General features: G+C 59.9%; 13 protein-coding genes. 1 reads left to right on the top strand and 12 read right to left on the bottom strand.

The window, feature by feature from the left end; translation table 11 throughout:
- Positions 1-70: 70 nt before the first annotated feature.
- The 12 genes from J2J98_RS09685 to J2J98_RS09630 form a co-directional block, all read right to left on the bottom strand.
- On the bottom strand, positions 71-1,663 hold the full coding sequence (locus tag J2J98_RS09685; protein ID WP_207602958.1) for a hypothetical protein: 1,593 nt from the start codon (positions 1,661-1,663) through the stop codon (positions 71-73).
- Positions 1,663-2,364: a phage adaptor protein gene (locus J2J98_RS09680; RefSeq protein ID WP_207602957.1), complete on the bottom strand. Its 702-nt coding sequence runs from the start codon at positions 2,362-2,364 to the stop codon at positions 1,663-1,665. The genes J2J98_RS09685 and J2J98_RS09680 overlap by 1 nt, the downstream gene beginning before the upstream one ends.
- Positions 2,364-3,131 carry a hypothetical protein gene (locus tag J2J98_RS09675; protein ID WP_207602956.1) on the bottom strand — a complete coding sequence of 256 codons (768 nt, stop codon included), beginning with the start codon at positions 3,129-3,131 and terminating at the stop codon, positions 2,364-2,366. The genes J2J98_RS09680 and J2J98_RS09675 overlap by 1 nt, the downstream gene beginning before the upstream one ends.
- Positions 3,132-3,208: 77 nt before the next feature.
- A complete protein-coding gene (locus tag J2J98_RS09670) occupies positions 3,209-3,700 on the bottom strand; it encodes a hypothetical protein (RefSeq protein ID WP_207602955.1) in 492 nt (163 codons plus the stop codon).
- A 12-nt stretch (positions 3,701-3,712) separates the two neighbouring features.
- Positions 3,713-4,678: a phage major capsid protein gene (locus J2J98_RS09665; protein WP_064712105.1), complete on the bottom strand. Its 966-nt coding sequence runs from the start codon at positions 4,676-4,678 to the stop codon at positions 3,713-3,715.
- A gap of 6 nt (positions 4,679-4,684) precedes the next feature.
- Positions 4,685-5,764: a hypothetical protein gene (locus tag J2J98_RS09660; RefSeq protein WP_207602954.1), complete on the bottom strand. Its 1,080-nt coding sequence runs from the start codon at positions 5,762-5,764 to the stop codon at positions 4,685-4,687.
- Positions 5,765-5,795: 31 nt separating this feature from the next.
- Positions 5,796-6,092, bottom strand: a complete 297-nt coding sequence (locus tag J2J98_RS09655; RefSeq protein ID WP_207602953.1) for a hypothetical protein — start codon at positions 6,090-6,092, stop codon at positions 5,796-5,798.
- Positions 6,092-6,349: a spike base protein, RCAP_Rcc01079 family gene (locus tag J2J98_RS09650; protein WP_207602952.1), complete on the bottom strand. Its 258-nt coding sequence runs from the start codon at positions 6,347-6,349 to the stop codon at positions 6,092-6,094. Before J2J98_RS09650 ends, J2J98_RS09655 begins: the two co-directional genes overlap by 1 nt.
- A complete protein-coding gene (locus tag J2J98_RS09645; protein WP_207602951.1) occupies positions 6,336-8,465 on the bottom strand; it encodes a cell envelope integrity TolA family protein in 2,130 nt (709 codons plus the stop codon). Before J2J98_RS09645 ends, J2J98_RS09650 begins: the two co-directional genes overlap by 14 nt.
- A gap of 66 nt (positions 8,466-8,531) precedes the next feature.
- Positions 8,532-8,993 (bottom strand): hypothetical protein, encoded by a 462-nt coding sequence (locus J2J98_RS09640; protein ID WP_207602950.1) that lies wholly within the window; start codon positions 8,991-8,993, stop codon positions 8,532-8,534.
- Between the two features lie 66 nt (positions 8,994-9,059).
- Entirely contained in the window at positions 9,060-10,517 is a 1,458-nt protein-coding gene (locus J2J98_RS09635) for a hypothetical protein (protein WP_246569409.1), read from the bottom strand.
- Positions 10,514-11,158: a terminase small subunit gene (locus J2J98_RS09630; protein WP_246569408.1), complete on the bottom strand. Its 645-nt coding sequence runs from the start codon at positions 11,156-11,158 to the stop codon at positions 10,514-10,516. Before J2J98_RS09630 ends, J2J98_RS09635 begins: the two co-directional genes overlap by 4 nt.
- A gap of 483 nt (positions 11,159-11,641) precedes the next feature.
- Between J2J98_RS09630 and J2J98_RS09625 the strand changes: the two genes are divergently transcribed.
- Positions 11,642-11,926, top strand: a complete 285-nt coding sequence (locus tag J2J98_RS09625; RefSeq protein ID WP_246569407.1) for a hypothetical protein — start codon at positions 11,642-11,644, stop codon at positions 11,924-11,926.
- The last annotated feature ends 69 nt before the right edge of the window (positions 11,927-11,995 follow it).

Raw genomic sequence — 11,995 nt, 5'->3', positions numbered from 1 at the left:
GGCCATATCTGATCGGCAACCCAACGAGACAACAGCCCGATTTCGTCTCTTTTCGCGATTGCCCAGGTAATCAAACCATCACCGCGCCGAGTTCATAGATTGCGTCTAGCTGGATAAGTTCGGTCACCGGCTTGATATTCGTGCCGCACGTGATCTGGATCTGAGGCGAGACGGCGTAACCGGAGTTGCCGATCGACACCCAGCGGGTCGTCACCTCGCTCACCGACCCGACGTCCCAGACGGCTACATCCCATAGACCCACGTCCCAAAGGCTATCGCTCAGATCGGCAACGGACGATGGAGCCGATGGTAGTTCGATGCGATAATCGGTCGAGGAGGAAACCTTCGGATTGAAGGGGATGTTCGAGTTGAAGGTCGCACGCGCGGCGTGGATGATCTTGAAGGCGCCCGGCCGGCGCATCTGGTCGGGAAGAGCGACATAGCTGCATGTGTAGGGCATGCCGTCGTCAGAGCCGCCGTCCTCCATCCGGTGGATCGTGCCGGCGGACGTGCCGAAATAGCCGGCATCTCCAAAGAGCGTCATGCAGCGCGCATCCCAGCCGGTGAAGAAACCCCAGGCCCCGGTTTGTAGATTGGCCGCAAAGCAAAGCGTTGAAACCGAGGCGTCTGCGCCGGGCAGCGAGACAACCATCATGTTGTTCGTTGGCCATTTCAGGATTTCCCACGGCAACGACGTGCGCTGGGAGACCTGCCGCTTCCACTCCGGCTCTATCGTCCTCGTTACCGAGGAGAGCGAAAGCGCTGCCTCGTCCTTGTTGACCGCCTGGGAGATGGGGACGATGCCATCCTGCGCGCCGATGAGGAGATCACCCCCTGCCGACATAGTGGCATTGGGTCCGACAGGAGGCGTGATCTTGTAAACGCCGACCTTCTGCCAACTGGCATCGCCGGGAAACAGCCCCTGAAAGACTGCAACCTCGCCCTTGGTCGAGACAAACACGATTTTGTCATCAAGACCATCACCGGCATCGAGCGACCATTTGCCCCCGAACAGAACCTCGCCGCCTTCCTGAAACACGCCGGCAAGCGAGAACACCGAGGCCGCGCCGCCGATGCTGTCGACTGGCAAGTACCAGACATTCATGGTGCCCTTCTCGACGAAGAACAGGCGGCTGGCATACGACCAGACGAAGGAAAGCGCGGCCGTGGCAACTCCCGTTATCGCCGGCGTGGAAAGCGTATTAATAGGTGTCCAGGTCAGGCCATCGTAAAGCAGAGCATCGTCGGCGCCATTCACGGCATAGAGATAGTTGCCGCCTGCGGTACCGAATTGAGCAGTCGAATAATAGCCCTCCGACTGCCCGGTCACATCAGCAACCGGAGGAACGTCCGGATCTGGCACCGAAGTGATATTGAAGATGTTCTCTTCGTCAGAGGCAAAGAATTCATCCGCGTTTCCGCTCGTGAACGTCCACAGGCGACGAACAGGGGCTGTTCCGATCGTCGCGACCTTCCGGCTCCCTCCGCGCGTCCTTGCGCCCGTCGCGGTCGGGAAAAAGTTTTCCAGCACACGCGCGCCGCCCGGCTTCGAATTGCCCAGCGGCTCGTTCATCACGACGCCGCGGATCGGCGCCTGAAACGTGAAGGAGGCCGAAGCAGCGCGGCGGCGCGGCTTCTGTCGCTGCATCTGCCTGTAGACCATCAGGGAGTAACCTTGAACGGGAATGCGCGCTGGACGTTGCTGAAGGTGCGGCGCGGGTTGCCGCTGACGACCGGCTTTGAACCCTTGTCGTTGTTCATGGCCGTATAGACGGCGTGGTCATAGGCAGCCTGGTCACCGTCAGACGCGACGCCCTTCTGATCCCGGTAGCGATAGATCATCCCAAGCTCGAGTGCGCGTTCCGAAAGCCGGAAGGTGTCAGTGTCCGCATCGAACGCCACTTTGTTCGGGCCGCTGGCGGGTTTCACGATGAGGTTGCTGATGTAGATGAATTTCAGCGTGTCGGCGGCTTCCAGCACCGGCAGGATATGCAACTGGTCGCCGTAGATGATCCACTGCCCGGATACAGCCACGTAGGGCAGAGTCAGAAGCTCAAGCCATTCGTCGGTGTCGGTGATGTGCTCCATGCCCCATAGCCAACGGCTCGACCAGAGCGTCGCTTTGGTTTTCATCCGGGCATAGTCGGACGGCAGATCAAAGGCGGCGGTAACGCCGTCGCCGTTGAAGTCCTTGATGACCTGAAGCGCCTGCCAGTCGAATTCAGCATCGCGAATTTCTGCCGCTACGTCGCCGGCAAGCCGGACAAGCTCCAACATCTCGCGATCCGTCGAGGACATGACGGCATCAGGCTTCTGCAGCCCGACCGCCAGACAGACGTTCTGAACGACTGACAGGATCGTCATCAGGCCGCTTCCGCCAGCAGAGCGCGCAGCGTGTCGACGCCGGCGCGGTGGTGATATTTCACGCCCTTGGCATCAAGTTTCGCCTTGAGAGCGGCGGCCTCGTCATCTCCGCCCGGCTGCGTGCGCTCTTCCAGGAGAGCCATCGCGGCCGCCAGCTTTTCGTTCTGCTCCGCGAGCATCTCCTTGAGGGCGGCAACTTCGTTGTCGCGCTCGACTTCCCGCTCGGCGGCTTCGGCGCTGCGCAGGTTGTCGAGGAAGGCTTTCGCCGAGTTGCGGAGATCCCGCATGTTCGGCAGTCGGATACGTTCGAGCTGCGTTTCTCCGAGGTCGCGCACATTCTCGACCGTGAGGATGTTGTACTTCCGCAGTTCCGCCGCCATCGCCGCGGAGACCCCCGGCCAATGGGCAAGCGGCGTTCCATTGATCGGCAGTTCGTGGCCCTTCTTCCAGGCTTCATAGGCCGGCTCGATCGCCGCCCAGCGCGCCATCATGAAACGGGTCTTCTCGGCATTTTCGCCGTCCATGATTTCCTGCGTCGGCTTCATGTGCCGAATGCGTTCGGTCGTATTGGCGCCCATGGGCGAATGAGCCGGCGCGTAGGTCACCCAATCGACTTCGACGTTCGTCAGGACGCGCTTGCCCTTGTCGTCGAGCTTGAAGCCGCGGGCGTCGATATTGTCGTTCAGTTCGTCGCCCTTAACGGGGACGCGCTCAAAGGTCTGGTGGAAGCCCAGGACGATGACGAGCGGACGGTTTTCGTCAGACATGGTCATATCTCTCGTTTTGGAAGGTGGAATGGAAAAGGGCGACCCGAAGGCCGCCCCTAGATTCTGATGGTTGCCGATCAGTACGGGCAGTTGAGCATCACGATTTTCGCCGAGGCGTCGATTGCGACAGCGCCGACCGAGTCCGTCACAGCGCCGACCACCTTCAGAGTGCCGTCAGTGGTCGAGGACAGTGTGAGCGCGTTACCGTCGGCGCCGGAGACGAGAGCCGGTGTCAGGGTGGCGACGCCGCCCACCTGGATCCAGCAATAGTCGCCCGAAGCCGGAGCGGACAGCAGCACGCCGGCCAGCGCGCCGTTCGTGTCGGAAACGTCGGACGTGACGTCATTAGTGACGCCGGTCGAGACGCCAGCGGGGGCATAAAAGCCCACGGTGTTGCCTGCGGCCGCCGCGATTGCGCCAACGCCGCCGAGATAGCGGACGAAGCGATAGCGCTTGTTGTCATGCGAGACATAGATGTCACCGATGCCGGGCACCTTGCCGCTGTTGATGCCCGTGAGATCGGCCGCCGTATAGGTCTGGTCGAGCTGAGCGCCTACGAATGCAGTCATGGTCGTTCCTCCTTATGCAGCGTCGAGCAGGACACCCTGCAGCGAACGGTTGGAGCAGACGAGATTGCCCATCCAGTAGTACGGGATGACCGTAGCGTCCTGGTTGACCGGCTTCTTCTCGTCATCCTGGGTCCACTGCGCCTCATTGTGCTGGGCGACGTAGAGGTAATCGGTGTTGAGGAAGTAGCCCTTCTCGGCCGTGGTGGTGAAGTTGGTGTTGTCGTCGAAGATGACCGTCGCCGACTTGTACTTCAGGTTGGCGAAGCCGGCCTTCGCCATGTCTTCGTCCATGTACCGCTGGAGCTGCTGCTCGCCGGATTCATAGACGCTATAGAAGTCGTGGCTGAGAACGACGAGGTCGGGCTTGTCGGCGCCGCGGTTGAGCGGAAGCCAGAGGTTGTTGAATTCGCTCTTTAGCGTGTCCTTCGTATAGGCGTTGGAGCCGGCGATTTCGCGGAACTTGTTGCGCCAGAACGCCCAGGTTGCCGAGGGAATGCCGCCGACCGTGCCCTGACCGTTGGTCTGGACGATCTGCGCCAGGCCGCCGATCTGGTTGGCAAGCGAGCCATCCGAATAGACGTCGACAGAGAAGTTGTTCGCCGCCGTTTTCAGGGCGTTTGCCTTCTTGGTCTTCACCAGGTTGACCATCTTGCTCTTGCCGGAGTTCATCAGCAGTTCGCGGCCGGAGGCAACGACGTGGATCGCGATCTGCGCCCAGTCGTACTTGGCCGAGGTGATGACGTCCGAGCCGTTGACGTTCAGCGTGTCGAAACCGGCGAAACGCTGATAGGTCCCATTTTCGGCGTATTCCAGCGGGATCTGGATTTCGGTACCGCCATCGAGATTGATGAAGCGGCCCTTTTTCTTGAGAACGGCCAGAAGGCCGTTATGCTTGGAAACGTTGTCCGTCACGTCCTTAGCGCTGTTGCGGAGCGTGGTGGAAACCATTTCCGTGAAGACTGCAGATGGACCTGCCATCGTCGCTTATCCTTTGTGCTTATCGTAAACGGCGCCCAGCTCTTCCTCTTCGGTGAGCTCACGGGTTCGGCCGGTCGATGTTGAACGGAGATTGGCTTGGGTTGCCCTCTTCGCAGCCGCGACCTGGCTCGGATCGGTCGCTGCGGCGGTTTTGAGCGCGGCAGCTTTCGCCCTGAGGTCGGGGTCGGCGTTGACAGCCATGTCGTAAGCCCGCTGCAGAACGGCTTCCTGGGAAGCGGAACTGCCGAGCTTCTGTTTTGCAAAATGAATGAAGGTCACGAGATCGGGTTCGGGGATTTGATCATACAGCGGCATGTCTTTCGTCACGCGGCTGATGAGTTCGTTCACGCTCCCGATTTCGCGCTCTTCAGTCAGTCTCTTCGAAATGCGCTGATCGATCTGCGACGGATCACCCATCGAGCGGATCGTGTTTTCCAACTGGCTGATTTTTGCCAGGAGCACATTCGGGTTGTTGTCGCCCTCGCCGGCCTCGCCTCCGAACATCTTCGCGAGCTGCGGTCGGAGTTCGTAATTGTCGGCGATGGTGAGCAGCGTCTCCATCGGATTCTCATCCATGCCGCGCTGGAGACTGAACAGGTACTCGACGGCTTCATGAGGCTTGTAGTTGCCTCTCTCGCCGCCGAAATATTCCTTGTAGTTCGAAATGACGTCCCCGAGCGGCTTATACGCGGAAAGAAGCTGCCCCTGCTGGGAAAGCGTCTTGTGCAGCTCCTCCTGGTGCGCACGCAGGTCCGTCTTCAATTCGGCCGGGACCTTCGCCCAAAGGTCCTCCTTGCCTCGCCAACTTGAAGGGAGAGGAACGTCCGCCGGCGGCGTCGAAGTATCACCGGCAGCCTTATCCTCTCCCCCACCACCTTCCAGTGGTTCATCGGCGCCGGTCGTGTCGGCGGTATCGGCTCGGCTCGAGGTGAACCGACCGTCTGCGCCGCGAGTCGCGCCGTTATTCTGCTCCATGCGATCGAAGATTGCGCCGAGCGCGTCGTCGTCGCTGGTATTGCTGTTGATCATGCCGGGATCGATCGCCGCGGAATCGTTCAGCGGCGCATTGAGTTCTTCGACGCTCATTGCGTTGGTCCTTGCTCTGTTTTTGGAATGGTCACAGGTACTCTTCGGAAACCTTCAGGCCGCGCTTGGCGGCGAAAGCCTTGTTCCGGATCTTGCCTTTGGTCGGCGAAATCGACGGCTCGTATTCGACGCAGCCGTTGCGCTTCAAGTCATCGCGGCGCTGCGTCCGCGATCCGATCAGGCGCCCATCGATTGGGCTGCGATACTCGGGGATATCGGACATGACGAAGGGGACCGCGATAGGCTTCGCGCGATCCTCGTCCGTCAGCATCGGCGAGCCGGTTGCCTTTTCGACCATCACGCCGTTTTTGCGGACATAGACGGCCATCAGAACGAACCCTCGATACCGCTGGCCGTCGTGCCGGCCTGATAAACCTTTGTCACGTAGACGACACGCGTCTCGCCGGCTGCGAAGTTCAAAGTCCTGTTCGAGCCGCTCAGCGTGTCGACCTTGATCGTGCCAGCCGAGTTGGCACGAAGAGCGCGATAGGGCTGCACCGGGGTATGGTCTCCGCCCGATACATCGATCGCGATGACATCCTCTGCCGGCGACGTGCTGTCGCGGCCAAAATCACGCCAACTCATTGGCTGTCTCCTGTTTGGTGGGCTGAAGAAGAGCGTTGGCTTTGGCGGCCAGATCGACCTCTTTCAATTTCACGTCGAGCTGTTTGGCCTGGACCTCGAGGCGCTTCAGTTCCTCCTCGAGAACCTTGATCGCGAGCTCGCGCTTCGCCTTCTGGCTATCGATGCCAGCCTTTGCGCTCTCACGCTGCATGCGAGCTTCGAATTCGGCGGTGAACCGCTGCTCTTCCTGCTGGGCCGCCTTTGCCTTAAGGGCCATTTCCGCCTGCTCCGGGGACGGCTCCTGTGATTGCGGCTGCTGGCGAGCCTGTTCGGCTTTGGTGCGCGCGTCGGTGACCATCTTCTCCAGCGTGTCTTCCACCGACTTGCCGAGATTGAACATGCGGGACGTCGAGGCGAAGATTTCGACGGCGGCATCAGCCGGCAGTGCGCCCTGCTGGACAAGGGGCGCGACGGCCGCGAAATAGGCGGACGCGCCCTGGAGGAACTGCGAGACCTCCTGCTTCTGCCGGGTCAGGTCGGCGCGGATCGTGGAATCGCTCTCGACATCGATCCGGTAATAGGAAGCCAGAGGGCGGCGAAGCAGCGCGACGACATTCGCCTTCAGCTCGCGCTGCTCAGGCGTATCGGTCGGCGCCGGCAGCAAAGGAATGCCCGTCATTTCCTCCAGCGTCTTTAGCGAGAAGAGCTTCGGGATGATTTCGCTCATCATGACGAACAGGTCGCGGGCGCAGCGCTCCATCATCCGCTGCATTTTTTGGATGCGCAGGGAGCCCCATTGGCTCTTGATATTCTGGGCCGTAGCGGTCTCCGATGCACTCGAAGCGCCCCGGACGATGTCACTGATGCCGGTAATCTCGTAGATCGCCTGCTTCGTCTGCTCCCGATCGGCGTAAAGCTCCCGCAGCACGGCGATAAAGTTCTCGACCGGCCAGAAAGCGATGGCTGCCGCAATACCGCCCTGGCTCTTCGACCAGAGTTCGCCGTTGTCGATCGGCGCGAACTCATTGTCCTCAAGCGCCAGAACGCTTTTCAGGTCGGCAGTCTCGCCGGCGTACCAGCCCCTGACTTTCATGGCCTTCGTCAGCACGTCGATCCGCTTGGTGATCGTGTCGAGCTGATCAGCAAGCTTCCTGTAAATCGAGAACGGGTTGACCGGCTTCAGGCGGCCAGTCAGTTCGATCGGCTGCATCGGCGTCGGAATGGGGAAGAAGCCCTTCAACCCCAGCGGATCGTCGATGACCTTCATGATGATGCCGTCATCGCTGACGAACTTCACCTTACGCGTCTTCTTGCACCAGATTTCCCACCCGCAGATGTCGCTGTCGCTCTTCGACCAGGCGTTTTGCTCGCTGTCGTCGAACTGGCTGCGGATCATATCCGCGTCGAAAGACTCCTCCTCGTCTTCCTTCGCTATCACGAAGCGGAAGGCGTCCCATGGCCGGTCCTCCCAACGCTTCGCCTTGCCGTGGCGGTAATCTTTCCAGCTTACCGCCTCGAAGCAGATGCGCTCATTCTCAACGCGCTCAACCGACGGGGCGCCGTTCCCGCCCATGCCGTCGGCAACTTGATCAGGCGCCTCGTTGAACATCGTGGCGCCGATCGCTTCTGAAGTTCGGCCGTTGTCCGCACCATCGTCAGCTTCGTCATCGGCATCCCGGATATCCTGATCGGTAGGCTCGCCCCCGAGAATGTCGCTCTTGAACTTCAGGCGGACGACGCCGCGACCGGCAAGGAACGAATCCTGCGCACCCGCCTCCATCTCGACCTGCAGGCGACTGTCGTCGATCTGGACCGAGATTGCCCGTTCCATGATGTCTGCGACGATGCGCGCAGCCGGATCGGGATCGTTGAACCGACGGCGGATATCGGGAACCGGCGGGGAATTGATGACTGCGGGAACGATTGTTTCGACGTTGGCGAACAGGATGTTGAAGTCATAGCGCGACCCCAGCGCCTTCTCGTCGTTTTCGGCCTTCTCTTCGTTCGTATAGGCGCGAACTGCTCTTGCCGCGTCGTCGAGCCAATCCTTTTCAAGCTTCTCGGCTGCCTTGATCTTTTCGATCCAACGCTGCCCCTCTTCGCGGAGCTTTCGATCAGGAGAAGCGGGTTTGGTCATCGATGATCCCATGCGAAAAAGGCCCGCCACGAATGACGAGCCTCTGAAAGGTGATGAGGGAGAAGCTTAGGCGGCGGTCGGGTTCTGCGGATCGGGGTTCAGCTTCGTCGACACGACATCGCCGGCTGGCCCGGTATCCTTCTTGTCGTCCGTCTTCTTGCCGCCGGCTGCCTTTGCCCGCGCCTTCCGGCCCGGCTCCAGCGCCTTGTCAAGGGCGTTCTGCTGCTCCTTGGCGGGCTCGCTCGATAGGTTCGATGCGCCCGTCGCTTCCTTCTGGTTCTCCGGCTGGGTGGCAAGAGGGTTGCCGCCCTGGTCCTCGACCTGCTCGACAACGGCGCCGCTCGCAGGTGCGGAGATATACCGCTCGATGCCAGGGATCTTTTCCCGCAGCTCGTCGAACAGCTTTTCGTTCAGCTTATTGCCGGCGCCGTAGACGAGTTCGCTTGCGCGAGCACCGGAGAGACGATGTTCACCCCCGTTCCACTGACGGACGATGGATTCCACTGCCTGCTCTACATTGGCTTTCATGACTGAAGTCCTTTCACTTCGGGACTTCGACGCGCTTTCGAAACGCGGCCGGTCCTCTTCGGGTTCCTACGCATTCGCACGACGGCGGCGAACCATCGCCTCGACTGCCTCTTTCACATTCACCTTGATCTCGATGCTGCCATCGGCGCGGCCGCTTACGATCGGCTCGCCCTTGGGCGGCGGCGGTGGCGGCGCTTCGGTCTTGATCAGCTCCTGACGCCAAGCGAGACCCAGATAGCGCCAACTCGACCCGATATGTTCGGCCCAGTCCTTCAGTGGATTGTCTCGGAACGTCTTCCGTTCGTCGTCCCATTCGCGGCGGTAGCTCTTCAGGCCGTCATACCCGTATTTGACCCGCTCGCCGCGCTCGTCCTCACCTTCGTAGAAGGTCGCGACCTTGATCGTCGACCGTCCCGCCGTTAAGCCGTCAGCAACCGAAACCTTTTCGACCATGCGAGGCTTGCGGCCACAGTCGCGAAGCATGTCATACCGGGTTCGCTTCGCGCCCCAGTTCTTGACCATCACGTCATGGGGCACATAGTCGTTTCCGTGATAGCCCTTGCTATCGAGCCAGTGGCACCAGTCCTCCAGGTCATCCGACTCCGGCCGGTAGAAATCGACAATCCGCGGCCCAGGCTCGCCCGGGATGCACTGGAAACACCAGATTGGGTTATTGACGGCTTTCCCCAGGTCCCAGGCGGTATGAACCGGATAGCGAAAGTCGATCTCGAATGACCGGAAGCGCCCTTGCCTCTCCGCCTCCGATATCTCCGCTCCCCAATAGGAGCCGACCATCGCGCCGGCGAACGAGCAGTAATATTCCTGGTCGATCAGGAGGTTCGCAATCTCCTTCCCGAACAGGGAGGCGTATATCTTGCGCTGTCGCTCAATACCCTCCGCGCTGATCGCCCTCGTCTGATCGGCGCGCAGGATCTGCGTGAACCATCCCTTCGGATTAGTCACCGGATCGTAGGCGTCGAGCCTCGCAGCGTCGAACATGCCCTTGGCGTGGTTATTGCCGCGGGGCGTAGTGATGAACGATGCCCAGCCGCCGTTCTCCTCAAGGATCGGCGACAGGAACGCCCAGGCGCTCGGATTGGCAAGCGCCCACTCCGAGAAGGTGATCCCGACCGGCGGCGAGCCGACCAGGCTGTTGAAGTTGTCCGAACCGACCACCTGAAACGTCGAGCCAGTCTTGAACCGGATGAACATCTCGTTGTCGTTCTGGTTCTCGATGATCTCCTTCGGAAAGGCTTCATCGATACGGCGCCGGCCGGAGTGCGGATTGACCGCGTTCCAGATCGCCTTGCGCGCCTGCGAGGCCTCAGGAAGCATATGCCAGTAGGTGCCAGGACGGGTGACGGCACTGACCGCATGCTTCTGCAAGTCGATTTCATCCTTGCCCGCGCGGCGGTGCCAGATGAGGAGCTGGCGCTTACATCCCCTTTCCCAGGCGTTCCATGCCGGCATCTGGTAATCGCGTGGACGCCAGCCCAACGCGGGAATTCGTATGGACGCGTTCATTTCTCATCCGAAAACCGCACTACCTCGACGGTGATGTTGCCGGTGTGCTCGACCTGGTCTTTGAACATGCCGAGATGCTTGCCTAGATCAACCAGCGCCGCTTTCTTGTCGTGGAGCTTGAACTTGATCTTTCGCACATCACGAGCGTCTTCGCCGCGGCCGTCCTTGAAATCCTCAACTGTCACCTCCGCCACCGCCGCCGCCTGATCGCGCGTCATTCCCCCGAGCGATACGAAGGGATCGCCATCAGCGCCGATCGACACATAGTCGAGCATGTTGGCGAAACCGATCTTGGCAAGCTCTGCGACGATCATCTCTTGGGTGATCTCAAGTTTTGCCGCGACCTTCTCCTGCCGCTCCGCAATCGCCGCTTTCACCACAACATTCAACAACAACCGGGAACCCTGTTGCTGAGCTGTCGTTCGGCTGTATCCAGCTCTGATAGCGGCCTGCGTCGCGTTGAGATCCACGAGATACTCGGCAACGAACCGCGCTTGCTTGTCTGTTAGAGCGGTCATCAATTTCCTTGGGAGGACAAAATGCGATTGGTGGCATTCCACTATGCCGGACAGGATAACCCGCTGGTCTACATCAATCCTGATCAGGTGGTGGCTGTGAGGCAGTTCACCAGCAGCACCCATATCTCTGTATCGGTGCTGCACAAGGACGGAGGCCCGAGCTACTATCCTGTGAGAGAGAGCCTTGAGGAAGTGGTCTCGCTGCTCACCGAACGTTAGAAGTGCAGCCCGCATCCTTTACGCCTTTCGTAGGCGCATTTCGCCAGGCCATCTACAGGAATGCCCATGCAAGGGCAGCGACGGCTGCAAGGCAAAGCAGCAACAAAACTACGCGCTCGATCCTCTCGTTCATACTGGCCACCATGCCGGCAGCGATGAGAGCGCGAACATCAGTGCCGCCAACACAACAAGCCAGATCCACGCAAGTAGCACTCTGTAAAATCGATGTAGCGCAGCCACCCGAGCTTGCAGCCTTTGCGCAAGGCTTCGTCCTTGGGAAACGTTGTCTTTCCCTTCACCTTCGCTTTGCTGATCATCGTGTGAGCTAGCCATTCAAGTAGCCCCGAACACAGTACCGCCGGCACCTATTGCCAGAATGGGCGATCAATGGAGAAACGCAGATCGCGCCCTAATGTTTGGCATCAAAAAATGATCGGAATGACAGAACATGCTAATGATGTTCGAGAAAAGAGGAGAGCATTTATGGCCAAAAAGTCTAAGAAAATGCCCGAATTTCAGCCAGGGCGTGGCTACACCGAAGAGGATTGGGATGCAGTCGATAGTCCCGAATTGACTGACGAAGAGTTGGCTAAGGCTCGGCCGTTTCGAGAAGTCTTCCCAGATCTTGCAGCAAGCATCGACCGGGAACTCGCCAAGAGAGGGAAATCATAACTTGGGACGCACTTCTTCCAACGTGCGGATTGCTGCTTATCCGCGTGGACCGGCGCTCTGCGCACTGAA

The sequence above is a fragment of the Rhizobium bangladeshense genome, from assembly GCF_017357245.1.
GTDB lineage: Bacteria > Pseudomonadota > Alphaproteobacteria > Rhizobiales > Rhizobiaceae > Rhizobium > Rhizobium bangladeshense.
Note: the sequence above shows the minus strand (reverse complement) of the source record. Positions and strands in the feature narration are given on the sequence as shown.

What these genes read in the sequence shown, in the direction of transcription:
- J2J98_RS09685 (WP_207602958.1), bottom strand. Translation starts at nt 1,663, where the DNA reads ATGGTCTACAGGCAGATGCAGCGACAGAAGCCGCGCCGCCGCGCTGCT.
- J2J98_RS09680 (WP_207602957.1), bottom strand. Translation starts at nt 2,364, where the DNA reads ATGACGATCCTGTCAGTCGTTCAGAACGTCTGTCTGGCGGTCGGGCTG.
- J2J98_RS09675 (WP_207602956.1), bottom strand. Translation starts at nt 3,131, where the DNA reads ATGTCTGACGAAAACCGTCCGCTCGTCATCGTCCTGGGCTTCCACCAG.
- J2J98_RS09670 (WP_207602955.1), bottom strand. Translation starts at nt 3,700, where the DNA reads ATGACTGCATTCGTAGGCGCTCAGCTCGACCAGACCTATACGGCGGCC.
- J2J98_RS09665 (WP_064712105.1), bottom strand. Translation starts at nt 4,678, where the DNA reads ATGGCAGGTCCATCTGCAGTCTTCACGGAAATGGTTTCCACCACGCTC.
- J2J98_RS09660 (WP_207602954.1), bottom strand. Translation starts at nt 5,764, where the DNA reads ATGAGCGTCGAAGAACTCAATGCGCCGCTGAACGATTCCGCGGCGATC.
- J2J98_RS09655 (WP_207602953.1), bottom strand. Translation starts at nt 6,092, where the DNA reads ATGGCCGTCTATGTCCGCAAAAACGGCGTGATGGTCGAAAAGGCAACC.
- J2J98_RS09650 (WP_207602952.1), bottom strand. Translation starts at nt 6,349, where the DNA reads ATGAGTTGGCGTGATTTTGGCCGCGACAGCACGTCGCCGGCAGAGGAT.
- J2J98_RS09645 (WP_207602951.1), bottom strand. Translation starts at nt 8,465, where the DNA reads ATGACCAAACCCGCTTCTCCTGATCGAAAGCTCCGCGAAGAGGGGCAG.
- J2J98_RS09640 (WP_207602950.1), bottom strand. Translation starts at nt 8,993, where the DNA reads ATGAAAGCCAATGTAGAGCAGGCAGTGGAATCCATCGTCCGTCAGTGG.
- J2J98_RS09635 (WP_246569409.1), bottom strand. Translation starts at nt 10,517, where the DNA reads ATGAACGCGTCCATACGAATTCCCGCGTTGGGCTGGCGTCCACGCGAT.
- J2J98_RS09630 (WP_246569408.1), bottom strand. Translation starts at nt 11,158, where the DNA reads ATGGGTGCTGCTGGTGAACTGCCTCACAGCCACCACCTGATCAGGATT.
- J2J98_RS09625 (WP_246569407.1), top strand. Translation starts at nt 11,642, where the DNA reads ATGGAGAAACGCAGATCGCGCCCTAATGTTTGGCATCAAAAAATGATC.